The sequence below is a fragment of the Pseudomonas sp. NBRC 111143 genome, from assembly GCF_001320965.1.
GTDB lineage: Bacteria > Pseudomonadota > Gammaproteobacteria > Pseudomonadales > Pseudomonadaceae > Aquipseudomonas > Aquipseudomonas machongensis.
This window is the reverse complement of record NZ_BCBT01000064.1, coordinates 1-22,114: the sequence shown is the minus strand read 5'-3', so window position 1 is coordinate 22,114 and position 22,114 is coordinate 1. Positions and strand designations below refer to the sequence as shown.

The 22,114-nt window shown below is 57.5% G+C and carries 29 protein-coding genes; 17 read left to right on the top strand and 12 right to left on the bottom strand.

The genetic code is table 11. From position 1 onward, the window contains the following. The first annotated feature begins 118 nt into the window (after positions 1-118). The 7 genes from APH44_RS25260 to APH44_RS25225 all read left to right on the top strand — a co-directional run bounded on the left by APH44_RS25260 (position 119) and on the right by APH44_RS25225 (position 5,698). Positions 119-394, top strand: coding sequence for a hypothetical protein (locus APH44_RS25260; protein ID WP_135002417.1), 276 nt, complete (start codon positions 119-121; stop codon positions 392-394). 1 nt (position 395) lies between these two features. After that, the gene (locus APH44_RS25255) at positions 396-662 is read left to right on the top strand and encodes a hypothetical protein (RefSeq protein ID WP_023383743.1); all 267 of its coding nucleotides are present in this window, start codon (positions 396-398) and stop codon (positions 660-662) included. 137 nt (positions 663-799) lie between these two features. Further along, positions 800-1,381 (top strand): hypothetical protein, encoded by a 582-nt coding sequence (locus APH44_RS25250; RefSeq protein ID WP_054895136.1) that lies wholly within the window; start codon positions 800-802, stop codon positions 1,379-1,381. Positions 1,382-1,401: 20 nt separating this feature from the next. Beyond that, positions 1,402-1,584, top strand: a complete 183-nt coding sequence (locus APH44_RS25245; protein ID WP_023383744.1) for a hypothetical protein — start codon at positions 1,402-1,404, stop codon at positions 1,582-1,584. Positions 1,585-2,051: 467 nt separating this feature from the next. Further along, entirely contained in the window at positions 2,052-3,473 is a 1,422-nt protein-coding gene (ltrA, locus tag APH44_RS25240) for a group II intron reverse transcriptase/maturase (RefSeq protein ID WP_024718247.1), read from the top strand. A 1,088-nt stretch (positions 3,474-4,561) separates the two neighbouring features. Beyond that, a complete protein-coding gene (locus APH44_RS25230) occupies positions 4,562-5,254 on the top strand; it encodes a hypothetical protein (RefSeq protein ID WP_023383746.1) in 693 nt (230 codons plus the stop codon). Positions 5,255-5,290: 36 nt separating this feature from the next. Next, positions 5,291-5,698: a hypothetical protein gene (locus APH44_RS25225; protein WP_023383747.1), complete on the top strand. Its 408-nt coding sequence runs from the start codon at positions 5,291-5,293 to the stop codon at positions 5,696-5,698. A 773-nt stretch (positions 5,699-6,471) separates the two neighbouring features. Here the strand turns inward: APH44_RS25225 and APH44_RS25220 are convergent. From APH44_RS25220 to APH44_RS25195, 7 genes are all read right to left on the bottom strand, one after another. Beyond that, on the bottom strand, positions 6,472-7,341 hold the full coding sequence (locus tag APH44_RS25220) for an HD-GYP domain-containing protein (protein ID WP_223198360.1): 870 nt from the start codon (positions 7,339-7,341) through the stop codon (positions 6,472-6,474). A gap of 83 nt (positions 7,342-7,424) precedes the next feature. Beyond that, on the bottom strand, positions 7,425-7,748 hold the full coding sequence (locus APH44_RS29440) for a DUF3391 domain-containing protein (RefSeq protein WP_256250266.1): 324 nt from the start codon (positions 7,746-7,748) through the stop codon (positions 7,425-7,427). A gap of 156 nt (positions 7,749-7,904) precedes the next feature. Beyond that, on the bottom strand, positions 7,905-8,285 hold the full coding sequence (locus tag APH44_RS25215; protein ID WP_001054412.1) for a hypothetical protein: 381 nt from the start codon (positions 8,283-8,285) through the stop codon (positions 7,905-7,907). Beyond that, entirely contained in the window at positions 8,282-8,608 is a 327-nt protein-coding gene (locus APH44_RS25210) for a hypothetical protein (protein ID WP_000091614.1), read from the bottom strand. Before APH44_RS25210 ends, APH44_RS25215 begins: the two co-directional genes overlap by 4 nt. A 23-nt stretch (positions 8,609-8,631) precedes the next feature. Further along, complete coding sequence (locus APH44_RS25205) at positions 8,632-8,967, bottom strand: hypothetical protein (protein WP_000741275.1); 336 nt, start codon at positions 8,965-8,967, stop codon at positions 8,632-8,634. A 14-nt stretch (positions 8,968-8,981) separates the two neighbouring features. Next, positions 8,982-9,317 carry a helix-turn-helix domain-containing protein gene (locus APH44_RS25200; protein WP_001172026.1) on the bottom strand — a complete coding sequence of 112 codons (336 nt, stop codon included), beginning with the start codon at positions 9,315-9,317 and terminating at the stop codon, positions 8,982-8,984. Beyond that, positions 9,298-9,675: a type II toxin-antitoxin system RelE/ParE family toxin gene (locus APH44_RS25195; protein ID WP_003151133.1), complete on the bottom strand. Its 378-nt coding sequence runs from the start codon at positions 9,673-9,675 to the stop codon at positions 9,298-9,300. Before APH44_RS25195 ends, APH44_RS25200 begins: the two co-directional genes overlap by 20 nt. A 191-nt stretch (positions 9,676-9,866) precedes the next feature. On the opposite strand from APH44_RS25195, the gene APH44_RS25190 reads away from it, so the two are divergent. After that, on the top strand, positions 9,867-10,469 hold the full coding sequence (locus tag APH44_RS25190; RefSeq protein WP_010465829.1) for a recombinase family protein: 603 nt from the start codon (positions 9,867-9,869) through the stop codon (positions 10,467-10,469). Further along, a complete protein-coding gene (locus tag APH44_RS25185) occupies positions 10,453-13,482 on the top strand; it encodes a Tn3 family transposase (protein WP_010799689.1) in 3,030 nt (1,009 codons plus the stop codon). The genes APH44_RS25190 and APH44_RS25185 overlap by 17 nt, the downstream gene beginning before the upstream one ends. Here APH44_RS25185 and APH44_RS25180 read toward each other — a convergent pair. Further along, positions 13,413-14,255, bottom strand: coding sequence for a GlxA family transcriptional regulator (locus tag APH44_RS25180; protein WP_054895134.1), 843 nt, complete (start codon positions 14,253-14,255; stop codon positions 13,413-13,415). The genes APH44_RS25185 and APH44_RS25180 overlap by 70 nt on opposite strands. A 130-nt stretch (positions 14,256-14,385) precedes the next feature. On the opposite strand from APH44_RS25180, the gene APH44_RS25175 reads away from it, so the two are divergent. Both APH44_RS25175 and APH44_RS25170 read left to right on the top strand, forming a co-directional pair. Next, positions 14,386-15,186 (top strand): SDR family oxidoreductase, encoded by an 801-nt coding sequence (locus APH44_RS25175; protein ID WP_054895133.1) that lies wholly within the window; start codon positions 14,386-14,388, stop codon positions 15,184-15,186. Positions 15,187-15,356: 170 nt separating this feature from the next. Further along, positions 15,357-16,088, top strand: coding sequence for a hypothetical protein (locus APH44_RS25170; RefSeq protein ID WP_054895132.1), 732 nt, complete (start codon positions 15,357-15,359; stop codon positions 16,086-16,088). Between the two features lie 311 nt (positions 16,089-16,399). Here the strand turns inward: APH44_RS25170 and APH44_RS29435 are convergent, their stop codons facing one another. The 3 genes from APH44_RS29435 to APH44_RS25160 form a co-directional block, all read right to left on the bottom strand. Next, positions 16,400-17,521, bottom strand: coding sequence for an AGE family epimerase/isomerase (locus tag APH44_RS29435; RefSeq protein ID WP_082430662.1), 1,122 nt, complete (start codon positions 17,519-17,521; stop codon positions 16,400-16,402). Positions 17,522-17,703: 182 nt separating this feature from the next. Further along, complete coding sequence (locus APH44_RS25165; RefSeq protein ID WP_054895131.1) at positions 17,704-18,405, bottom strand: MOSC domain-containing protein; 702 nt, start codon at positions 18,403-18,405, stop codon at positions 17,704-17,706. Then, positions 18,402-18,971, bottom strand: coding sequence for a MarR family winged helix-turn-helix transcriptional regulator (locus APH44_RS25160; protein WP_054895130.1), 570 nt, complete (start codon positions 18,969-18,971; stop codon positions 18,402-18,404). Before APH44_RS25160 ends, APH44_RS25165 begins: the two co-directional genes overlap by 4 nt. A gap of 116 nt (positions 18,972-19,087) precedes the next feature. Between APH44_RS25160 and APH44_RS25155 the strand changes: the two genes are divergently transcribed. From APH44_RS25155 to APH44_RS30780, 6 genes are all read left to right on the top strand, one after another. Continuing rightward, entirely contained in the window at positions 19,088-19,318 is a 231-nt protein-coding gene (locus APH44_RS25155; RefSeq protein WP_054895129.1) for a hypothetical protein, read from the top strand. A gap of 10 nt (positions 19,319-19,328) precedes the next feature. Then, positions 19,329-20,066: a hypothetical protein gene (locus APH44_RS25150; protein ID WP_054895128.1), complete on the top strand. Its 738-nt coding sequence runs from the start codon at positions 19,329-19,331 to the stop codon at positions 20,064-20,066. Then, positions 20,066-20,320: a DUF2024 family protein gene (locus APH44_RS25145; protein ID WP_054895127.1), complete on the top strand. Its 255-nt coding sequence runs from the start codon at positions 20,066-20,068 to the stop codon at positions 20,318-20,320. The genes APH44_RS25150 and APH44_RS25145 overlap by 1 nt, the downstream gene beginning before the upstream one ends. 10 nt (positions 20,321-20,330) lie before the next feature. Next, positions 20,331-20,609 (top strand): Rho-binding antiterminator, encoded by a 279-nt coding sequence (locus tag APH44_RS25140; RefSeq protein ID WP_054895126.1) that lies wholly within the window; start codon positions 20,331-20,333, stop codon positions 20,607-20,609. Positions 20,610-20,631: 22 nt separating this feature from the next. Continuing rightward, positions 20,632-21,063: a hypothetical protein gene (locus APH44_RS30485; RefSeq protein WP_230960218.1), complete on the top strand. Its 432-nt coding sequence runs from the start codon at positions 20,632-20,634 to the stop codon at positions 21,061-21,063. Positions 21,064-21,131: 68 nt separating this feature from the next. Further along, entirely contained in the window at positions 21,132-21,221 is a 90-nt protein-coding gene (locus APH44_RS30780; protein ID WP_081095906.1) for a DUF4113 domain-containing protein, read from the top strand. Between the two features lie 243 nt (positions 21,222-21,464). Here APH44_RS30780 and APH44_RS25130 read toward each other — a convergent pair whose 3' ends face one another. Continuing rightward, complete coding sequence (locus APH44_RS25130; RefSeq protein ID WP_054895139.1) at positions 21,465-21,881, bottom strand: organic hydroperoxide resistance protein; 417 nt, start codon at positions 21,879-21,881, stop codon at positions 21,465-21,467. Positions 21,882-22,114 lie beyond the last annotated feature (233 nt).

Sequence of the window (22,114 nt, the reverse complement as noted above, 5' to 3'; positions counted from 1 at the left end):
GCGCTCGTTCGCTAGCGTCTACCTCAACATCCCAAGCCATGGGATCTCCTCGATTGGTGCTGTTCCAGTTGCCTGTGATGCATATCCCAGAACTAGACCAACACCTATGGGGAGCACCATGAGCCTTATCATCGAAACTCTGCAGAATCGCGTCAATAACGCCACAGGCCCGGAGCGGGAACAGCTGCAGGATGAGCTGAACATTGCGCTGATCAATCATGAAATGGGCGAGCTCCGTCGACTAGAGGGTGGCACACGCTACTGCCTCCATACTCGTGAGCATCAGCCTGCACTCAACATGCTTCGACGTGGAATGCGGCGCTGCGACGTGGTCACCCACTACGCCTACAAGGTGCCTGTTAAGCGCCAGATTGCGGCCGGGAAGGGGTGCTGAAATGGCTGTATCCAAGACTGAGCAGGAAATGCGGGAAACGGTGGCCAGGCGTGGCTTCTGGCATGTCACCGGTAAGAGAGCCTTCGACCTGACTAAGCGTTTGGAGGAGCTCGGCAAGCTCGATGGACTGACGGCCAGCTATGGGTGTCACAACGCCAACGGGGTCTTCTTCAAAAACCAGTGGAACTGCCCTCGGCCGAAGCTGGTTTACGAAGTGGTGGTCCGCGCTTGTGAGCCTGCTATCGCTCCCAGGCCCTCTGTATCCTAAAGCTACACCCAACCCGGCCACGTGCCGGGTTTTTTTCGGTGCCCCGGGAGTGTGCCCGATCAGACAAAATTGGTGAGTTTCGTGGTTCATGTGACTCATCCCCCTGGACTTGATCAACGTTCTAAGGGGACACACTCATGCTCGCAACACTTGAACTGACTGATGGAATGATGGTGATGGTCCAGACTGGTCGCCAGGGGCTGACCGGCATCCGGTGGTCGACCCCATTCGTTGATCGCCTGAACATCGAAACAGATCGTGAGGGAGTCACCTCTGGGCTTTCACTCAAGCAGACCAGCTTCGCTGAGTTCGATCCGCGCTATCACCGCGATGGGCGAAATCAGTTTGTCGCGAAGGATCACGCGCTTCGGATCGTGAGCGGTAGCCTGGAAGAACACCAGCAACGCTTTGAAGCCACGGTCGACCAGCTCTTAGCTGATGGCACATTGAAACGTAGTGAACTCCCTGCATTTGAAGATCTGCTCACGGCGATGACCGCCCTGGCAGCCTCAGAAGAGGTCTGCTTCGACCGGTTTATCGACTTCCACAGATACCGTCGGTTCTCCGACTTCCTGTGTGATTGGCAGGCGGAGAAAGGGAAAGCTGCAGGGGAGAGAGCATTGGATCTCGCCCACCAAAAGCCGGCCCTCGAAATCGCATTCAGCACGCTTGTTGAGTTCGGGATTTTTGGTGAGATGGAACCAGCTGGTCGACTGTGATCACGAAGGGGGATCCATCAATGTCGCATTACCAGGAGCAGAAGGTTGCTGAACTGAAACGCTTGGGCTGGTCTGAAGTCGGAAAACGTCATCTGCCAGGCCCCGGCCGGACACCAGCGAAGCAGGTGTATGAGCTGTCATGTCTGCAGGGAAAACTTCAGGTCTTCGTCTACCCGGCGGAACTGATCTACCAGACCGCTTAACGCTACACCCACGCCCGACCTAGTCGGGCTTTTTTTTTGGGTGCGCCAGGCATGGCGCGTTGCGCGTAGCGCAACCCGCTTGGTTGTGGTGGCCAAAGCGGGTGACTTGGAGGTGAAAGTCCTCTACACACCCGGCAAGGGGAAGTGTTAGCCAGAGGCAAGGGTGTCGTGGGCGACCGCGAATCTGAAGGAAGCCCGAGGCAAACTGCTGGCCTGACGAACAGGAAGCGGATAGAGGCGGCACAGCGGGGTGAGGCGGCCCAAATCGTCAAAGCCCAGTACTTGCACGGGACGCTGTGACGTAAATCCGACAGGCATAAGCAGGAAGGTCACGCGAATTACCCTGGGAGATCTGCACGTTTGCCACTGTGCTACCGAGCGTCGAGAGGCGACGGGACGAGCGTGCAGAAGTCAGCCGAGGCCGTAGTAAGTGGCGGTTAACCGCGCCACCAAGGGCCGAACAGGTTATGCCGCCAGTAGGCGTCACTGTCTCGTTGGTAGCCGTAATGCAGAAATTTCCTACAACGGAATCTGTCACTCCGAATCCCGGCCAGAAGCCGAGGGTGATGCCTGACAGTGCAAAGGTGCCGGCGGCGTCAGCGACGTGGACGAACGCGGAGCCGGACACGCTGATGGAGCGGGTGCTTGCACCGGCCAACCTCAGGCGTGCGTATCAACGCGTGGTTAGCAACAAGGGGGCTCCGGGTGCCGATGGCATGACGGTCGCTGACTTGGCGGGCTACGTGAAACAGTATTGGCCAACCCTCAAGGCCAGGTTGCTGGCCGGTGAATACCATCCCCAAGCAGTGCGAGCGGTTGAAATTCCCAAGCCGCAGGGCGGCACACGGCAACTGGGAATCCCCACCGTCGTGGATCGCCTGATCCAGCAAGCATTACAGCAACAACTCACGCTACTCTTCGATCCGCTGTTTTCGGACTACAGCTACGGTTTTCGTCCGGGCAAAAGCGCTCACCAAGCCGTTGAACTGGCCCGCTCCCATGTGGCGGCGGGGCATCGCTGGTGCGTGGAGCTTGATCTGGAAAAGTTCTTTGATCGGGTCAACCACGACATCCTGATGGCCTGCTTGCAGCGTCGCGTCGAAGACAAGCGAGTGCTTAGGCTCATCCGCCGCTACCTTGAAGCTGGGGCCATGTCGGGCGGTATCGTCAGCCAACGGCAAGAGGGGACACCGCAAGGCGGCCCACTCTCGCCGTTGCTGTCGAATATCCTTCTGGATGAGCTCGACCGCGAATTGGAACGGCGGGGTCATCGCTTCGTGCGCTACGCCGATGATGCGAACATTTATGTGCGCAGTCCTCGGGCGGGCGAGCGGGTGTTGGCCAGTATCGAGCGCTTCCTGTGCCATCGTTTGAAACTGACGGTGAACCGGAAGAAGAGCCAAGTAGCAGGGGCTTGGAAGTGTGACTACTTGGGTTACGGGATGAGCAGGCACCAGCAACCAAGGCTGCGTGTGGCAACGATGAGCCTGGGGCGCTTACGCGACCGACTCAGAATATTGCTACGCAGTGTAAGGGCCCGCAAAGTGGCGACTGTCATTGAGCGAATCAACCCTGTCCTGCGAGGCTGGGCTGGCTACTTCAAGCTCAGCCAGAGCAAACGCCCACTTGAGAAATTGGATGGTTGGGTCAGGCATAAACTTCGCTGCGTCATCTGGCGTCAATGGAAACGGCCCTCAACGAGGGCGCGCAACCTGATGCGCCTGGGCCTGAGCGAAGAACGTGCCTGTAAATCGGCCTTTAATGGCCGAGGCCCGTGGTGGAACTCGGGAGCATCTCATGTGAATCAGGCGCTACCGAAGAGGCTATGGGATAGGTTCGGACTGGTCTCGATACTGGATACGATAAACCGGCTTAGCCGTATAACCTGAACCGCCGTGTACGGAACCGTACGCACGGTGGTGTGAGAGGACGGCGGCTGTGAAGCCGCCTCCTACTCGATCCCGCGGCCGAGCTGCTTGCGTGGTGATCGATGTGCGCCATCTCCACGCACTAGGCCAAAAATCAAAGGAGCAATTCCAATGACCACCGCAACAACACAGCAGTCAACCCGACCGAAAGCACATGCCCTGTTCAAGTTGAATTTCTGTCTACGAATGGCAAAGGAAAACTCGCTCTCCGCTCGTACAGAACCGCACCGCTATAGGCCCGAATACCGCCGTATGAGGAGGGAGTCGATGCAGGATGCCCGTTACTGGCGTGCCCTATGTAGCCGCTTAGATACCTGTTCAGAAGCTTGATCGCAATCACAGGCAATGCCCAGGGGGCCACCATGCTGCAAACCCTTACTGCTGCCCACGGGGCTTCGGTGATCCCAACAGGATTCCACCTAGCACGTGTCGTAGGTGTGAAACCGAAGTTCAAATCTGACCCTGACATGCGTGAGGTCGTGTTCTACCAATGCTTCCTCTCCGAATGTCATGGAGCCAACGGTCTTGAGCCTTGCGAGTACCTGGCAGAGCGACGTTACCTGTTGAGTGCAGCGAAATACATGGTCAATACCGGCCTTTCCACGTGCCCAGTGATCCAAGAGCTGGTGAGGTCGGAGACCGAGGTCAAGTATCTGCCGGCTTAGGCTGGATCATCTCCAAACGCAGCACAGACCCGGCCCTAGTGGTCGGGTTTTTCATTAGTGAAAAGGTGGGGCAGGTCAGGTTGCCCACTAGATTGCAATTCGGATATTATTTTGAGGTTCGACCGTTTCAGTACGCGCATGCCAGATGATCCTCTCAGCTCATTTGGCCTAAGAAAGCCGCCCATTCTCAGGCGGCTTTTTTTGTGCCTGCGATTTAGCCTTGTTCGGCCATATTTCTAGGGGTTGCGAAGCCCACACCGACGTTCTAGGGTTGCAGTGATGAAGCGAGGCCGAACCTGGCAGAGGAATGCATAGCCGCAGATCTGGCGGTGCAGAACCCCATCCACCACAAGCTTTGCAATCAACTGTTTCAGAGGACGAACGATGTTTGATGCAGCCCACTATCACGTGAAAGCCACAGAGCTGTTGACCGCCTTCGGCGTCCACCAAGGTGCACTGAGCACGTGGTCGCTGAGTGATGTGGGAACGGCCAGTCACGGCTATATCCACCACTCGCAGAAGCCCGCAGCCCTCGCAGCATATGCTGCGGTTAACCCTACCTTCGCAGCCGGGCGCTTTCCTGGATATACGTTGGTGGACCTGGTCGACAAGATCCCGAGCCTGGACTATGCGGAATATGCTGCCCTGGCGATCGTGTGCGGGGCTGAGCTGCCTTCTTTCAAGGGTTCAGATGAGCGGGCACGCATTTTCGGCGAGGCCGCCTGGGCTATCGTTGAGAAGTATCAGCTGCATGGGTGCTTTGAGCGCCACAACAAGCCGTTCCAGGCTATAGGCGATCATTACAGTCTCCGGCCCAAGGGGTGTGATTGGGCAAGGGACTACGCTGAGATCCCGGAAAAGCTAACTGCGATGCGTAAGGCGTATAGGGCCATGACCCCGCTTCAGAGGGTGATGACTCTGAGCCTTATGCATCTGTACAACCAAGGTAAGGACAACGTGTTCCTCACCGGCGGTTGCCCAACGAAAATTCTCGCTGCCGAGGCGCTGACCATCCTGCGCGATAACTCGGCTCTCGCTGACTGGGGCCACCTCGTGTCCCACTATGCCGGCTGGTAATCATCGACCTCACGCCACCTTCCAGGATCTCTACAGATGACAGAATCTCCATTCGCCACCCACCGGGCAGTGTTGGTCGACAGCGACTATGCGGCCGCGGGCTTTCTTCAGTCGTTCGCGATGGCCATGTACGCCGGCGCTGCCTACCCCATGGATGCCAATGGCCTGCGTAACCTGGATGACCAGCACATGCAGATCTTTCAAAAGATGGCGGCTTCCTACCGCCGCCATGGGGAAGCTGATCCCGATTTTGTAGACGTGTGCAAGGCGATCAAAGCAAAGCGCGCAGCTCACGCTCTCAGGGTCAAGGGAATACTCGATGAGCTTTTGGATAGCGATCCGGACCAGTACGAGGGCGGTCGACATGAGCATGCTGGAACCGTGAGTGTCTACGAGCGTGAGCATCAGCTGAACATCGAACGTCGCTGGTACGCACCTTCGTAAGTCGTACCCGGCCTGCCTTCCTGAGTTGCACTCCGGAAACAGAAAGGCCACCTCTGCTTACGCTCGGGTGGCCTTTTTACATCTCAACACTGGACGGGCGTTTAGACCGCATCACAGTGGTCACGCATCAACCCCCACACGGCCGATAAAAGCCGGTAGATGGTCAGTACGTGGCTCAGAATATTCAGCATACGCTTCATAATCGTTGACCTCCGTTTCAGGAAGGCCAATCTTCCAACGCCTAACCGGCACTTCAGCGCTTTCAGAACGCACGTGGTGCATTCCAGAAGAGGCCCAGGTGGCCCAACGAATGCAGCAAACCGGCACGGTCTAAACACCGTGTCGAAGGGGGTATCTCATCCTCGGAACATCGAGATTCTCGGGTTACCGAGCAGAGGACATAACCACCCAAGGGCCTCTTGAATTGCAGGTCCACATGCAAGCCGGCGCACCATACCTGTGCCCGGTTCAGAAAGCCTGAAAAAAATTCAAACTATCGTGAAAATGATAAAGCCGCCCCGCCTGCCGCCTTCCACACCCGTGTGACGCATTCCTGCGGTACCAGGTCTTCGCAACACCTGGCTTACCTTTCAGGAGAGTCATGCAGGGGATGTAAGCCGGAACCCCAGAAATTTCCGTCACCCTAGTTGGGTGGGCTCAACACTCGTGTCACCAGCTACCTTCTGGAGAATCGAGCTCGGCCATCCCTCCCTGGACGGGCATCGCTCGACGATGTTCAACGGCTCCCTCACGGGGCCGTCGTTTTGTGGGGGCTATTCCATCCACAAGTCGTCGAGGTTCTTGAAGTTCCAGAGCGTCGGGTCTTCGGGGCCAGTGATACTGTCCTTGCAACTCGTGGCCGCCAGGTCGATGGTCTGCATCGGGATCGGCTCTCTCGAGCGTAGCGAGAAGAACACGCGAACCTTGGGAGTCAGCAGTGATTCCATTCCCGGCTCAACGACAACGGCCAGACGCTGAGAGGACAGGCGAACCAAGGAGCCGACGGGGTAGATGCCCACGGCCTTGACGAAGGCGTGGAAGATGCGTTTGTCGAAATGGCCCTCCCACTTGGCCATCTGCCGCATCGCCGCGGACGGGTCCCACGGCTTTTTGTAGGCTCGCTCCGACGTCACGGCATCATAGACGTCGCAGATTGCGCCCATGCGGGCCAGGAGTGAAATGGCGTCACCGGCCAAGCGATCCGGGTAGCCGGTTCCGTCGATCTTCTCGTGATGGTGCAGGGCAATGTCCACCACCCCGGGCTCGGCCCCGCCTGCGCGCAGCATCTTTGCGCCCTCCACAGGGTGGCGCTTCATGATGGCGAACTCGGCATCGGTGAGCTTGCCTGGTTTGTTAAGCACTTCCAGCGGCATCGCGGCCTTGCCTAGGTCGTGCATCAGTCCGCCGATGCCAGCCAGGCGCGTTTGCTCCTCGTCTAGATCGAGATGCCGGGCCAGCGATAGCATCAGGGCGCAGACGGCAACCGAGTGCAGGTAGGTGTAATCGTCGTGCGTTTTGATGCGTGCGACGCTGATGAGGGCATGAGGTTGGCGCAGCACCGAGGCAGCGATTTCTCCGACCAGCGGCAACGTCGTGCTTGGGTCGACGGCCTTGCCAAGCCGGGCTTCCTGGAACATGTCCATGACTTGGGACTCGGCCGCAAGACAGAGTTTCCGTGCATAACACATTTCGCTCTCCATTGAGGTTGCGCCGTCACTTTTCTTGCTTAGTGGACTAGACGGCAGAGATTGCTCCTCCGACAATTCTCTGGGCTCTGGGCTCTGGGCTCTGGGCTCTGGGCTCTGGGCTCTGGGCTCTGGGCTCTGGGCTCTGGGCTCTGGGCTCTGGGCTCTGGGCTCTGGGCTCTGGGCTCTGGGCTCTCTGGGCTCTCTGGGCTCTCTGGGTCGACTTGGCTTTTGGCCAAGTCGACCCAGACCTCCCCGACGCCACATTCTCGAATGGCAGAGAGATCCTGAGGCTCGGTCAGCAGGAAGCTGCCGCGCCAGAATGGGTGTCGAACCCAAGAGCCGGCGAGCTTGTGGATGTACATGCCGAGACGAAGCTCGGATACGGGAATGCGTTTTACCAACTTATTTTCCTTTCTGAGTTGGGTGGTTAGGCGTGCGCCGAGGCTGGCACCCAGCGGTAGAGCGGAGGTAAGGTCACGCCAAGATTCTTGGATCAGCCGGAACCGCCGAAATTTCCGTCAGCCGATCAACATGGCTTTGTCTCGCGCTCGGTCGATGCGTTCCTGCATCGCCTGCATGACTTCTTCGTGGGTGTACGACTTGGCGTTGGGGTCGTCGGCCTCTCGGAGAGCTTCCTCGACCTCGCGGGTCATCCGCGCATATTCTTCCGGCCACAGCGCTTGCTCCATGCGCAGCGACGCCTGCCCAAGCAGGTGCAGCAGGCCGAACAGCCGCATGTCATTGGTGGCGACGACGTGCTCTCGAATCCGCTCCTGGATCACCTCGCAGGCCCGATGCGCCTCTGGCGTCGCCGTGCCCTCGTAGCCGGCTGGGAGTTCTGCTTCTTCAGCGATTCGCGCCCAAGCGATAGCCAGCGCCTCGATGGTGGACAGGTTCATTTGCTCATCCACTTGCGCAGCAGACGCTTTTTCAGGGAGGCGCGCTCTTGCGGATTGCGTCCCTTGTGGTTGGCAATGCGATCCGCCGTGGCGGCCTGGCGCTTGATGGGCCAGTAGGAGCGGCCATCCTTACCCATCGACCAGACGTTGCTGACCTGGTTTTCCAGTAGAGGCAGATGGGCGCATAGAGCTTCCGGCGACGCGCTGGCCAGCGCGGTGCGCTCGTGGGTTCGCCAGCGCTGATGCCAGAGTTTCTTGTCCTCGCGCTCGCTACGGCAGGTCGTGTGCCCAACGATGGGCGTTTTGCGGCGGCTGCGGCTCATGATGTGGTTGTCTCCAAGAACATTCAGGACAGGCTTTCTGGGTAGAGCGCCGTCAACCGGGACAGGGTTTCTTGCACTTGTTCCAGCGAGGTCATCAGATGATCAACCTGATCCTGAAGATCCACGGCGAGATCAAATAGCTCAGCCACTCGGCTGCGTGATCCCTCGTTGAACGCGGCCATTGCCAGTTGATGCAGCTTCAACAGGTCGGTGCGCAGTTGCGGAGGTGCGCCGTCTGCGCTGTCATTCAAATCGCCGCGCAGCACGTCCACGGCATCGACTGCACGCAGCAGTGCCGTGGTATCGAAATTCTCGGGAGTCAGTTCGTCCCATTCGTCGTCGGTGATGCGGGCTGCCATCAGGAGAGCTCCGATTAAGCGGTTGCGAGCGTTAGATGCCCGATCGGCTCGGCTGCTGGCCGTACCTTGATTTCGATGTCGTAGCCGAGGCGATTCAGACAATCCATCAGCTTGCGTTCGGATAGATTGGTGAAGTCGCCGCGCATCATGCCCGACACCTTCGGTTGCGGGATGCCCATGCGTTTGGCCGCCGCTTGTTGAGTCAGCCCAAGGGCGCGCATGGCCCTCCTGATCTCGACCACCAGGCCGGTCTTGATCTTGAGCTTTTCAGCGTCAGGCAGTCCAAGGTCGGCAAAGACGTTGCCCGAGCTGCGCTGAACCTCGACGCCTTCAATGATTCGTTTTTGCATTTCGTAGCTCCTGTGCCAATACCTCGGCCACCTTCAGCCGAGCGCGGATGATGTCCATGTCGGCCTTTGGCGTGGCGATTCCGCTCTTGCTCTTCTTCTGGAAGCAGTGCAGGACGAACACCGCTTCCGCAAACTTGACCGTGTATACCGCTCGATAGGTGCCGCCGGCATCGTCTTCGACGACCTCCAGCACGCCGGCACCACCGAACCCCTTGAGCACCTTTGCTGCGTCATCCTGATCGCCTATCTGCGCCAACGAGAGCGCGTAACCGAAACGGCGACGCACGTCGGACGGCAACGCCATCAAATCCTTGTGGCTGCTCGCGATCCATTCGAGCGGTTTTTCTTTGTTTGTCATGACGGAATTTTATACCTGTTCAGGTAATGATGTAAACGCGGCAACCTCAAGGAGGTGTCGTAAAACATTTGTTTTGCGACAGGCTGTCAGCCGCCGCTGTGCTACCTGTGCAACACCCCCTCAAAAATGTACGGAAAACTCTATCGCTATTCACTATTATGCGGAAACCTGTTTTTGATGGTTATCCGCCTATGTTGGTTGGCTACATGCGCGTGTCGTCGGACTCCGACCGCCAGAGCACGGACTTGCAGCGCGACGCGCTGCTCGCCGCCGGCGTCGATCCGCGTCACCTGTTTGAGGATCGTGCCTCTGGCGCGAAGGATGACCGTGCCGGCTTGGCGCGGGCGCTTGAGTTCGTTCGAGCCGGCGATGTGCTGGTGGTGTGGAAACTCGACCGGCTCGGTCGCTCGCTGTCGCACCTGCTCGCCATTGTGACTTCGCTCAAGGACAAGCGGGTGGCGTTCCGCTCGCTGACAGAGAACCTGGACACTACGACGCCCTCGGGCGAATTCCTGTTCCAGGTGTTCGGTGCGCTCGCGCAGTACGAGCGCGCCTTGATTCAGGAGCGCGTCGTCGCGGGCTTGGCCGCCGCACGCAAACGCGGCCGGATCGGCGGCCGGCCGCAGGCGATCACTGGTGAGAAGCTGGACGCCATCGTCGCCGCGCTCGATGGCGGCATGTCTAAGGCGGCGGTGTGCCGCAACTTCAATGTCAAGCGCACTACGTTGATCGAAACATTGACGCGAGCAGGTTGGCGTGGTGCGGGAAGGACGGTCGATGAGCAACAAGAATAAGCTACTCACCGTCTTTTCTGACGCAGAGCAGGAAGCCTTGTACGGCCTACCGGACTTCGACGATGCTCAGCGGCTGGAATACCTGGCGTTGACCGAATCTGAACTGGCGTTCGCCAGCAGCCGGCCTAGCCTGCAGGCCCAAGTCTATTGCGTCTTGCAGATCGGCTACTTCAAGGCCAAGCATGCTTTCTTCCGCTTCGATTGGCATGAGGTCGAGGACGATTGCGCCTTCGTGCTGAGTCGCTATTTCCACGGCGAAGCGTTCGAACGCAAGGCGATCACCAAGCATGAGCACTACAGCCAGAGGGGTCAGATCGCCGAACTGTTCGGCTACCGGTCGTGGGCGGCTAGCTTCCTGCCGCAACTGGCACAGCAGGCTGAACAGATCGTGCGGCGCGACGTAATGCCAGGATTCGTGGCCGCCGAACTGATCGTTTGGCTCAGCGAGCACAAAATCATCCGGCCCGGCCACACCACCTTACAAGAGCTGGTCAGTGAAGCCCTGTCCACCGAACGCAGGCGCTTGGGCGGCTTGCTGGCAGAAGTGTTGGACGAATCGGCCAAAGCTGCGCTGGGCCAGCTCCTGGTGCGTGACGACACCCTGTCTCAACTGGCAGCGCTCAAGCAGGACGCTAAAGATTTCGGCTGGCGTCAGATGGCAGGGGAGCGCGAGAAGCGCGCCACGCTGAAGTCCTTGCACGGGATCGCCAAGGCGCTGCTGCCCAAGCTCGGCATCTCGCAGCAGAACCTGCTGTACTACGCGAGCCTGGCGAACTTCTATACCGTCCATGACCTGCGCCACCTGAAGGCGGAGCAGACCCGGCTCTACCTGCTGTGCTATGCCTGGGTACGTTACCGGCAGCTCACCGACAACCTGGTCGACGCGATGGCCTTCCACATGAAAAAACTTGAGGACGAGAGCCGCACGGGTGCGAAACAGTCCTTTGTCGCCGAACAGCTGCGACGCCATCAGGAAACGCCGCAGGTTGGCCGCCTGCTGTCGCTGTACGTGGACGACAGCGTGGCCGATCCGACGCCGTTCGGCGAGGTGCGCCAACGCGCCTACAAAATCATGTCCAGGGAATTGCTGCAAAACACGGCGCAGCGCATGAGCGTCAAGCCACTGAACAAACTGGCGCTGCACTGGCAGGCGGTGGACGGCCTGGCCGAACGCATTCGACGCCATCTACGGCCGCTGTACGTCGCGCTCGACTTCGCCGGCACGGCCCCCGATAACCCATGGCTCGCGGCGCTGACTTGGGCCAAGAGCGTGTTCGCCAAGCAGCAGCGCCTATCACAACGGCCACTCGACGAATGTCCGGCGGCAACGCTGCCGAAACGCTTGCGTCCGTACCTGCTGATGTTCGATGCCGAAGGCACGCCGACAGGCCTGCATGCCGATCGTTACGAATTCTGGCTTTACCGTCAGGTCAGGAAACGCTTCCAGGCGGGCGAGCTCTACATTGACGACAGCTTGCAGCACCGGCATTTGTCCGACGAGTTGGTTTCGATGGACGAGAAAGCCGCCGTGCTCGCGCAGATGGACATCCCCTTCCTGCGGCAGCCGGTCAGTGCCCAGCTCGATGCACTGGCGGCCGAGTTGCGTGCGCAATGGGTGGCGTTCAATCGCGAGCTGAAACAGGGCAAGCTGACGCACCTGGAATACGACAAGGACACGCAGAGACTGACCTGGCGCAAGCCCAAGGGGGAGAACCAGAAGGCGCGCGAGCAAGCTCTCTACGAGCAACTGCCATACTGCGATGTCGCCGACGTGTTTCGCTTCGTCAACGGCCAGTGCCAGTTCCTGTCGGCGCTGACACCATTGCAGCCACGCTATGCGAAGAAGGTAGCCGACGCCGACAGTCTGATGGCGGTGATCATTGCCCAAGCCATGAACCACGGCAACCAGGTTATGGCACGTACCAGCGACATCCCGTACCACGTCCTGGAGAGTACCTACCAGCAGTACCTGCGCCAGGCGACGCTACATGTGGCCAACGATTGCATCAGCAACGCCATCGCCGCACTGCCGATCTTCCCGCATTACTCGTTCGACCTCGATTCGTTGTACGGTGCCGTTGATGGGCAGAAATTCGGCGTCGAGCGACCAACTGTGAAGGCGCGCTACTCGCGCAAATATTTCGGCCGCGGCAAGGGCGTCGTCGCCTACACGCTGCTGTGCAATCACGTGCCGTTGAACGGCTACCTGATAGGCGCACACGAGTACGAGGCTCACCACGTGTTCGACATCTGGTATCGCAACACGTCGGACATCGTGCCGAGCGCGATCACCGGCGACATGCACAGCATCAACAAGGCCAACTTCGCCATCCTGCACTGGTTCGGACTTCGTTTCGAGCCGCGCTTCACCGACCTCGACGACCAGTTGCAGGAGCTGTATTGCGCCGATGATCTGGCATTGTACGAGAAATGCCTGATCCGGCCGGCTGGCCAGATCGACCGGCAACTCATCGTCGGTGAGAAGGCGAACATCGACCGAATCGTCGCCACACTGGGCCTGAAGGAAATGACGCAGGGCACGCTGATCCGCAAGCTGTGCACCTATACGGCGCCGAACCCGACGCGGCGCGCAATCTTCGAGTTCGACAAGCTCATCCGCAGTATCTACACACTGCGCTACCTGCGCGACCCGCAACTGGAGCGTAATGTTCACCGCTCGCAGAACCGCATTGAGTCCTATCACCAGCTACGCTCGACCATCGCCCAAGTCGGTGGGAAGAAGGAATTGACCGGCCGCACCGACATCGAAATCGAGATCAGCAACCAGTGCGCCAGGCTGATCGGCAACGCGATCATCTTCTACAACTCGGCGATCCTGTCCCTGCTGCTGACGAAGTACGAGGCAGCTGGCAATGCCAAGGCGCTGGCGTTGATCACGCAGATGTCGCCAGCGGCCTGGCGGCACATCCTGCTGAACGGGCATTACACCTTCCAGACTGACGGCAAGTTCATCGACCTGGATGCGCTCGTGGCGGGACTGGAGCTGGGCTGACGGAAATTTCTGGGATTCCGGCGTACAACCCCTGTTTCAGCACTAAACGCTCGGCTGAATTGGCGAGCGCTAAGGCTGGCTGCTTCGGCAAGTTCTTCCACCGATAGCCGGTTACACAGATTCTTCTTGGCGTAATCCAACGCCTTTTGGATGCGGTCGGATTTCGGCCTTAACTTTGAGAGTGCCGAAAATTGGGATTGCCCGCCTGTACGACGATGGTAGACAACCAAGCTCTTGGCTACACCCTGGGCGACCTCGTGTCCGAGATCCTTTTCGATCATCGCCAGCGCCAGGTCGATCACGGCGGTCATGCCGGCGGATGTCCAGACGTTGCCATCAACGATGAAAATACGGTCCTCCTCCAGTCGCACTGCTGGGAAGCGCTTTTGCAAATCGCGGGCAAAGAACCAATGGGTAGTGGCTTGGCGGCCATCGAGCAGACCGGCCTCGGCCAACGTAAAGGCACCGGTGCAAGGACCGGCAATTCGCCTCGTAGTGAGCGCGGCGCGGCGCACAAATTCCAGCAAGCCGGGGGAGGCCGGCTGGATAAACGTTGCTGCACCAACGATAAGGCTATCCCACGCCGTGCCGTCGAAAGGCTCGGTTTCTAGCTTGAAACCAGCAGATGAGCATACGGCTCCGCCATGCTCCGAAAGCAGGGTAATGTCATAGAACGGCTCGCCCAAGACAACGTTGGCCATCTCGAAAGCCGATACTACTGCCAAGCTCATGACCTGAAAGCCAGGGAAGATGATAAAGCCTGCGCGGTGCATCTGAACTACCTCGGGGTCGACACCTTCATAACGGCGTCTTAAAAAGACGTATATATGACATTTGAGACATTATCAAGGCTGGATATTCTTCTGAAAAGCGCCGCCCTGGCGCACCTCAGGAGAAATAACCATGACCAACCAAGCTTCTCTCGGAACAGCTCTGATTACCGGCGCATCATCTGGTATCGGTGCACTTTATGCAGACCGCTTAGCTCGCAGGGGCTATGACCTTATTCTCGTTGCGCGCTCTCAGGAGCGTCTGCAAGAGCTAGCAGATCGCCTGTCCAAGGACACTGGGCGCTATGTCGGTGTGATGTCTGCAGACTTGGGAGAGAAATCCGATCTCTTACGAGTAGAGCAAACCTTGCGCGAGGATGAGCGCATAACCCTGCTGGTCAACAATGCGGGAGTAGGGGCCACCATGCCGCTGCTCGCATCCGATGTCGATACGATGACACGGATGATAGAACTTAACGTGACCGCTCTGACTCGCCTGTCCTACGCCGCAGCACCTGGTTTTGTCGCTCGTCAAAAAGGGGCGATCATCAATATTGCGTCGATTGTGGGTATCGCCCCCGAGATTTTGAATGGAGTTTATGGCGGTACTAAGGCATTCGTACTGGCGCTCAGCCAGTCCCTGCATCATGAATTGAAAGATAAGGGTATTCGCATCCAGGCAGTCGTTCCTGGCGCTATCGCGACTGAGTTCTGGACGGTCGCCGGCACTCCGGTTGAGGCCCTGCCGAGCCAGATCGTGATGCAGCCTGCGGACTTGGTCGATGCGGCGCTGGCCGGCTTCGATCAAGGCGAGCTGTTCACCATTCCATCCCTGCCCGAGCTCGCCGATTGGCAGGCCTATGAAGCAGCACGACAAAAACTGATACCCAACCTTTCCCGTCAGTCGGTGGCACCGCGATATCGCCGCGACTGAACAAAAAAGGCCACACGTGCTAGTGACTGTGCTGCGCTCGTCATTTCGAGGCCAGTTCACGAACCTCAAAGTGAGGCACCGAAATGCCAACGAATACTGATGTCCGTCCACAGGGCGGCTCAGATCATGTCGGTCCTTGATGAAATAACCGTCCGCGGGAGAGCAATAAGATGATGAGCCAGAAGTCAGAACTGCTTGATCGGGTGCTGGAGGCGCATGGCGGTCTTGACCGCTGGAGCCAATTCAGTCGAGTGGAGGCGAGCATCACAAGCGGGGGCGCTTTATGGGGAATGAAGGGTTTGAGGCAAGACAGCATGTCGCGCCAGATGCTGGTTTGGTTACATGAACAGCGAGCCTCTGTAATGCCTTTCGGTGCGCCCAATCAGCGTACGGCTTATTCCCCTGGGCGCATTGCTATCGAGACAGTCGAGGGGAAAGTTGTCGCAGAGCGCCCTGATCCTAGAGCCTCGTTTGAAGGGCACAATGAAACGTCCCCCTGGGATCCACTGCATCGCGCCTACTTCAATGGCTATGCGTTGTGGTCCTACATGACAATGCCGTTTTTGTTCTCCTTACCTGGTGTCACCACCAAAGAGATTGAGCCGTGGCAGGAGGGAGTAGAACTGTGGCGCCGCTTGAGGGTTCGATTTCCTAGTGACATCGCGACTCATTGCGAGACTCAGGATTTCTATTTCGGCGGTGATTTCCTGTTGCGTCGACATGACTATTCCGTTGACGTGAGTGGAGGGATTTTGGCTGCCCAATATGTCTATGACTATGTGGCTTCCAGTGGGTTGCTCATGCCAAGTAAACGCAGGGCTTATCGACGCTCCGACGACGGCCAGGCAATTCAGACGGAACTGCTAGTCTCGATCGACATTAATAATGTTAATTACATATGAGCGATATTTTTTAGGTTTCGTCCGTTGAGCCCCCTCAGATCCATAAAGAGGAGTCCACTCTGGCTGACACAAGCCAGCTCGTTTTTGGCCAACGCAGTGTAAAAATATTCGAGCCGGCGTGACGATCTCAATACGTCCTGAACCAGAAATGAACAGACGTTGTAATCTGCCATCGCCCGTAGTAGTCGGTAAGGACGCTACTAAACCAAAGCCGATTCAGAGTTATTTTGATTTCGGGCTACAAAGAAATAATCAATTATCTCGCAAGCTTAAAGTAAGCTTAGTTATCTATAGAATTGCTTCACTAGTTCTCATAGTGCCTGTATTGCTGCGTAGGCGCTCAATAAGTGATATGGCGTACTTGAGGGCATGTCCATTCGCAGCGCCTTACCAGACGAATCGAGTAGCTCGTGCCAACCTCCAGTATGGAGAAAACGAGTACGATAATACTCTGCCCAACGTGTGAGGGTCATTATCGATTGCGGGCTACCTTCGACGGCGAGTGCTCGCGCGAATTCGGTTTGTGCCCAGATGCGCTGACTCGCATCCAAAACTTTACCGTCAGTTGAAATGGAAGCCTTAACCCCGAGAGCAGAACTATCCACACCATGTAGCTGTGCGAAGCAGAAAGCGCGATGTAACGCGAGTTCTAGCTCAGACCCACCAAAGACTTCAGGGCATCCAATAACTAGCGAGAACCACTCGAATTGATGCCCCGGCTCTATGTGATTGCCAGGCTCTCCCTGAGGCAATTCTGCGATGCATCCATTACTTTTATCGACGAAACGATCGATAATATTTGCACCTATCTCTTGAAGCCGCCGCTGGTGTCGGAAATCCCCATCAATACGATACGCCGATAAATAAGCTTCGGTCAGGTGCATGATGGGGTTTTGTACTGTTCTACTGTTAATACCAACAAAATCTTTCCCTAGAGCAGAAACATACAAGCCATTTCTGTCGGTAAATAACTGCTCCACGAGGTCAATTGTTTGTAACATTACCTGTAAGGCAGATTGGTTTCCGCTTTTCTTGTAGTATTCGCCGCATGCAAAGATTATAAATGCATAAGTATATAGGTCTTGAGTTTCATCGAAAGGCCTTCCTGCCGCGTCTACACTATAAATCCAGCCGCCTTGACTATCTGAGAAGTAGAGCAGCAGTGAGGCGAATAGCTCATCAGCCCGCGCAGCAATCGGACTTCCAGAAGTTCCTTCGTGAGAAAAAATGTATAACTGCCGTGCGCAGGCCATAGCTCTATAATAAGTTGCCGGGAGAGGCAGGCCATTAACACTGCCGAGAGACTCGTAGGGTAGGCGTAAAGTCGGATTCCATCCATTACTTTGCCACAGAGGCATAATGATTTTTTGAAAATGACGACCTAGCGCAGAAATATTATTTGAAGTAGGTAGTGGTTGTGCATTCAAATTCATTAATTTTTTCCAGAAAACTAAACTCAAGTCATTGAATACGTAAATCTATATGGAACTCATCCAACTTATCTATTTATTAAAATCTAGTGAGTAACCCCTTTCTACGATGAGATATCCCCCTGCCGCAGAAGAACGAATGTAACCATTAAAAGCCGCGAGGAGTCGCACGCGGGTTGCATGGATTATTCGGGCACATCCCTCCCACGCAGACGAGGACTCCAGTTTTCAACAACGCCTTTTTCCAGGCGCCGCTCCAGAGTCAAGCGCCACGATGGCGTCAGTGGCAATGCAAGGCATTCGCGCAGTAAATCAGCCTCCACGTCCTTGTTGAAAAGCACGCAAGCTAATCGGGTTAGCGACCACGCTGCAAAGTCACGCTCTACCAGGGTCAGATGGTCACCGGCACATACCACGCCATTTTCCAGCACCCGGTAGTACCAACCGGTACGCCCCGACTGCTGAACACGCAGGGCCAGTTCGGCCACGCCGAAGCGGTCGCTGAGTTTCCAACACGGCATACGCCCCTGCGACACCTCCAGCAGAGCAGTGCCCGCGCGAATGCGGTCGCCCAGGCAAACGTCATGCTCCGTCCAGCCGCTGCTGCTGAAGTTCTCGCCAAAGGCCCCCGGCTGCGCCAGCAGTGGATGCGCTCCTAGCTCGGCGGCCCAGGCGGCGTAATGCTCATACGGATAATGATGAATGGCTTTCTCCACCCCGCCGTGTACGCGCAGATCGCCCTGCTCGTCACCGCCCAAGCCGAGCGTGGTCACTGCCAATGGGCCGTGTTGCGGCTGTTTGTCGATGGCGCTGTGCGAGCCAGGCCGGGTAAACGGCTGCGCGCGACCGGTAAGCAGCGCGTCGAGACGAATACCGGGCAGGCTCATACGGCAACCTCGGAGGCTTGATGTTCACGACAGATCAGCGCCGCATCGCTGAGCGCCAGGGGCTCCTGGGTCAAGCCGCAGAACGGCAGATCACCGACCTGCTGATGAAAGCGGCAGGTACGGCACAGACCGAAGCTCGGCACATCCGCGCTGCGCTGCACCTCGCAGAGCAGCTCACCCAGCAGCGCTTGCAGCTGTGCGCCGCGCTCTCCCATGCGTGCCTCACCCTCGGCGAGAAAAGCCGGCGGCAGCAATGCTTGCAGCAGCTCTCGGGCGGCATCGGTCAGCTGCAGGTGAACGCTGCGCTTATCGTGCGCATCCTGGGTTTTAACGATCAACTCCTTGGCCTCCAACGCCTTGAGCGACTGCGACACCGTGCCCTTGGTCAAGCCCAGGTAGTCGGTCACCCCCAGTGGCGTATTGGAGTAGTGGTTGCAGCGCGCCAGGTACATCAACGCGCTCAACTGGATGGGCTGCAACTCGGCCAACAGCGGGTGCTGGCGGAACCAGATACGGCTGAGGCTGGAGAGTCGTTCAAGCAGATCGAAAAGGGTTGTGCCGGTCATAAATCACTCCTGTCGACGCATAGTATCGATTAAAAACCATATTGACAAAGGCAAGATCGAGCGTAGTCTTTATCAACGTATCGAATCGATACCAAATTAACTTCAGGAGACTTGAAATGACCAACGCACGCTTCTATCACGCCGGCTGCCCTGTCTGTATTTCGGCCGAACAGACCCTGCTCAACCTGCTGGACCCAACGCTGAAGGTCGAGGTGGTCCACCTTGGCGAACAACCACAGCGCGTCACCGAAGCCGAGCTGGCTGGGGTCAAGTCGGTTCCTGCGTTTGTTTACGAAGACCAGGTGCTGCACCTGAACTTCGGCGCCTCCATAGACGACCTGAAGTAAGGAGCCGAGCATGAAAACTCCTCTCGCATTCGCGCTCAGTGCACTGCTCGCCAGCTCCGCCTGGGCCCATGGCCCGGGGGGTATCCACAGCGAGAAAAGCGCTCAGGTCGACGCTGCCTTCGACCTAGTGCACACCCGCGTATTCAAAGACGGCAGCGACTTGGTGTTCGAACAACTGGTCGATGGCAAAGCCGGTAGCCGCACGCCCACAGCCAAGGGCAGCTTTGCCGGTGCCGAGGTCTATAGCTACGTCTGGCCCACCAGCCTGAACAGCGGCGCGGTCGGCTTCGCGGACGACTCGGGCATCCTCGCCCTGGCCCTGACTTCGCACCCGGATTTCGACGACACGCCGCAACTCGATGAAAACCGCGACGGCAACAAGGCCAACGATGGCGGCCTGTGGCATTCGCACTGGGTCGTACTGAGCAAAGAGGCCAGCTGCGGCCCCAGCGGGCTCAAGGTGCGCGACATCCCTGAAGGTGCCAAGCCAAAACTACCGGCCACCTGGCCCGGCGCGCCGATTTATATCGACTCGCCCGGCTATGACCTCAGCGTGAAGAACGATGCCGCGCAGATTCGCGTTCCGCTGTCAGCCGTCGGCTTCCCGACCAGCTTCAACTATGACGGGGTAACCACCGCGCTGCAGGTCAATGCCGATCTGCATAACCCGCTGCTCTGCGTCAGCAGCGTGTGGGATGTGGCTTCCGGCGACCTATCGCTGCCGGCTACCTGGAAGGAGGAAAAGTAATGAAAGTGAATGTATTCGATACCCATGTGCGCACCCGCGATGGCCGCTACCTACACTTCGACGTGCTGATCGAAGGCACCGACCAGGCTCGCGCCACCCAGTACGCCCGCGACTGGATGGCCGAGCGCGGCGTGCAGGATGCTGACATCGAACAGAGCCGCTGCCAGTTCTGCCACAGCGAACCGGCTCACCCCGAAATCGCCGCTGCCGTCACCGGACAGGGCTACTACATCATCCCGCTGCAAGGCTGCTAGGAGACCCACCATGAACGCGTACCAGCCCCTGAACTGCGACCTGCACGACTACCTGGAGATCGCCTGTATGCACCGTTACAGCCTGCAGATCGAAATGATCGACGGACAGAGCTTCGCAGCCAGGGCGCTGACTACGCGCACGGCTCCGAGCAAGGAAGAGTTTCTCGTGCTGCAGAACGATGACAGCCAGCTCGAGGTGCGTCTCGACCAACTACTGGCCATCACGCCGCTCGACCCCAATGCTAGTTTCGGCCGTATCGAACTGGCGGGAAGTTACTGCGCATTCTGAACCTAGGCTGCGCACATCTTGATTGATCGAGAAAGTCTGCGAGCAGGCGCGTGAGGCGCAGCCGCGACTCAACGGTGCTGCCCGATGTGTGATGAAGAGCTGGCTAAAAAACTCCAGCTACGACCATTCAAAAGCCTTCAGAAAACAGGCTGCCCATTTCAAAACAGCCTGCTGGATTGCCGATCAGAGCAACATGAACAATTTAGAGATCATAATGAATAGGTATCGACTCATAATTCGTAACAACGACAGGCTATTGGGGCATTTCGAATCCGCAGTCCCTGGGGCGCAGGATGCCATGCAGGAAGTCGCGCGCTGCCTTTCTGCCGCTGGGTACGGCCTTGAACTATTAGTTGCTGATAGTGAGCGTCGACTGCTAGATAGCGGTCCGGATGGTATTCGGGTTCTGAGTAGTGAGCCGATTTTCAAGAGCACACCCCTGGACTATCGGTGAGTAGCTGCATCAGAAACTTGGCGATCTAGATTCGTAGATACCAACCAACAACATACTGCTGATAACCCGTGCTGCCGCTGAGGCTCGCGGGTATGCCAGTGCGGCCTGATTGGAGGATGAAGCGTGGAATGCTGAGCCGTAGTTATACCACCAGGTAGGATCTAAAGCCGGAGTAGGGCTGTGGAAATTGGTGGTCTGAGCAGTTAGCTGCGCTGGGCGAGCACAGATGCAGTGTGAGTCCACTTTAATCGTTATTGAACAATCTTCTATTGATGGCTAGGCGTCGCAATAGTCGGGTTGTGATGACTATCCAAACCTATATGGTTTGACTTTTCAACGCCTCTGCCAAGTTCTGCTGTGGATCCTAGTGACCAGCGAATAGCACTAAGAGTCGGGGCCGGTCAAACAAGCTTGACCTCTGCGTGGATGTTGCCCCGCGTTGCCTTTGAGTAAGGACAGGCTTGGTGTGCTGCATCCACCACAGCTTGAGCCGTCTCGCGGTCCATCCCAGGCAAGCTGACACTTAGGCGTGCTTGAATGAAGTAATCGTTGCCCGCCGTACCTAGATCTACTTCGGCGTCGACAGCAACGTCTTTCGGGACGGAGACTTTCATTCTGCTGGCTACGACACCGATGGCACCAATAAAACATGCTGACCAGCCGGCAGCAAATAGTTGCTCAGGGTTAGTGCCGAGACCTGGACCACCCGGAGAAGAGTGCTTTACATCCAAGCGTTTGTCAGAGCTGACGGACGCGCCGTCCCGCCCCCCAGTGGTGTGGACTTTTGCGGTATACAGGACTTTTTCGATCATGGTTATAGTCATGATGCGCACCTTGGCAGTAAGTTCAGGAAACTACCTTCGACCACATTTATGTGAGTCTGGCTGTTAAGCCTAGTAGACCTCCTCACCTTTCCTAGTGCCTTCTATCTGGACCATTTCGCTTTTTCAGAAGTGTGAATGCCGGCCAATGGGCCGGCTTTCACACAAGCAGCAATTGCTCATACTGAGTTACTACTCTTGCAGTCGTCACAGCATTAGGCAACGCGGCC

What these genes read in the sequence shown, in the direction of transcription:
- APH44_RS25155 (WP_054895129.1), top strand. Translation starts at nt 19,088, where the DNA reads ATGACCAACGCACGCTTCTATCACGCCGGCTGCCCTGTCTGTATTTCG.
- APH44_RS25185 (WP_010799689.1), top strand. Translation starts at nt 10,453, where the DNA reads ATGAGCAACAAGAATAAGCTACTCACCGTCTTTTCTGACGCAGAGCAG.
- APH44_RS25140 (WP_054895126.1), top strand. Translation starts at nt 20,331, where the DNA reads ATGAACGCGTACCAGCCCCTGAACTGCGACCTGCACGACTACCTGGAG.
- APH44_RS25250 (WP_054895136.1), top strand. Translation starts at nt 800, where the DNA reads ATGCTCGCAACACTTGAACTGACTGATGGAATGATGGTGATGGTCCAG.
- APH44_RS25255 (WP_023383743.1), top strand. Translation starts at nt 396, where the DNA reads ATGGCTGTATCCAAGACTGAGCAGGAAATGCGGGAAACGGTGGCCAGG.
- APH44_RS25165 (WP_054895131.1), bottom strand. Translation starts at nt 18,405, where the DNA reads ATGAGCCTGCCCGGTATTCGTCTCGACGCGCTGCTTACCGGTCGCGCG.
- APH44_RS25205 (WP_000741275.1), bottom strand. Translation starts at nt 8,967, where the DNA reads ATGGCAGCCCGCATCACCGACGACGAATGGGACGAACTGACTCCCGAG.
- APH44_RS25195 (WP_003151133.1), bottom strand. Translation starts at nt 9,675, where the DNA reads ATGACAAACAAAGAAAAACCGCTCGAATGGATCGCGAGCAGCCACAAG.
- APH44_RS25150 (WP_054895128.1), top strand. Translation starts at nt 19,329, where the DNA reads ATGAAAACTCCTCTCGCATTCGCGCTCAGTGCACTGCTCGCCAGCTCC.
- APH44_RS29435 (WP_082430662.1), bottom strand. Translation starts at nt 17,521, where the DNA reads ATGAATTTGAATGCACAACCACTACCTACTTCAAATAATATTTCTGCG.
- APH44_RS25225 (WP_023383747.1), top strand. Translation starts at nt 5,291, where the DNA reads ATGACAGAATCTCCATTCGCCACCCACCGGGCAGTGTTGGTCGACAGC.
- APH44_RS25170 (WP_054895132.1), top strand. Translation starts at nt 15,357, where the DNA reads ATGATGAGCCAGAAGTCAGAACTGCTTGATCGGGTGCTGGAGGCGCAT.
- APH44_RS25180 (WP_054895134.1), bottom strand. Translation starts at nt 14,255, where the DNA reads ATGCACCGCGCAGGCTTTATCATCTTCCCTGGCTTTCAGGTCATGAGC.
- APH44_RS25245 (WP_023383744.1), top strand. Translation starts at nt 1,402, where the DNA reads ATGTCGCATTACCAGGAGCAGAAGGTTGCTGAACTGAAACGCTTGGGC.
- APH44_RS25160 (WP_054895130.1), bottom strand. Translation starts at nt 18,971, where the DNA reads ATGACCGGCACAACCCTTTTCGATCTGCTTGAACGACTCTCCAGCCTC.
- APH44_RS25175 (WP_054895133.1), top strand. Translation starts at nt 14,386, where the DNA reads ATGACCAACCAAGCTTCTCTCGGAACAGCTCTGATTACCGGCGCATCA.
- APH44_RS25190 (WP_010465829.1), top strand. Translation starts at nt 9,867, where the DNA reads ATGTTGGTTGGCTACATGCGCGTGTCGTCGGACTCCGACCGCCAGAGC.
- ltrA (WP_024718247.1), top strand. Translation starts at nt 2,052, where the DNA reads ATGCCGCCAGTAGGCGTCACTGTCTCGTTGGTAGCCGTAATGCAGAAA.
- APH44_RS25145 (WP_054895127.1), top strand. Translation starts at nt 20,066, where the DNA reads ATGAAAGTGAATGTATTCGATACCCATGTGCGCACCCGCGATGGCCGC.
- APH44_RS25210 (WP_000091614.1), bottom strand. Translation starts at nt 8,608, where the DNA reads ATGAGCCGCAGCCGCCGCAAAACGCCCATCGTTGGGCACACGACCTGC.
- APH44_RS29440 (WP_256250266.1), bottom strand. Translation starts at nt 7,748, where the DNA reads ATGTACATCCACAAGCTCGCCGGCTCTTGGGTTCGACACCCATTCTGG.
- APH44_RS25220 (WP_223198360.1), bottom strand. Translation starts at nt 7,341, where the DNA reads ATGGACATGTTCCAGGAAGCCCGGCTTGGCAAGGCCGTCGACCCAAGC.
- APH44_RS25260 (WP_135002417.1), top strand. Translation starts at nt 119, where the DNA reads ATGAGCCTTATCATCGAAACTCTGCAGAATCGCGTCAATAACGCCACA.
- APH44_RS25215 (WP_001054412.1), bottom strand. Translation starts at nt 8,285, where the DNA reads ATGAACCTGTCCACCATCGAGGCGCTGGCTATCGCTTGGGCGCGAATC.
- APH44_RS25200 (WP_001172026.1), bottom strand. Translation starts at nt 9,317, where the DNA reads ATGCAAAAACGAATCATTGAAGGCGTCGAGGTTCAGCGCAGCTCGGGC.
- APH44_RS25230 (WP_023383746.1), top strand. Translation starts at nt 4,562, where the DNA reads ATGTTTGATGCAGCCCACTATCACGTGAAAGCCACAGAGCTGTTGACC.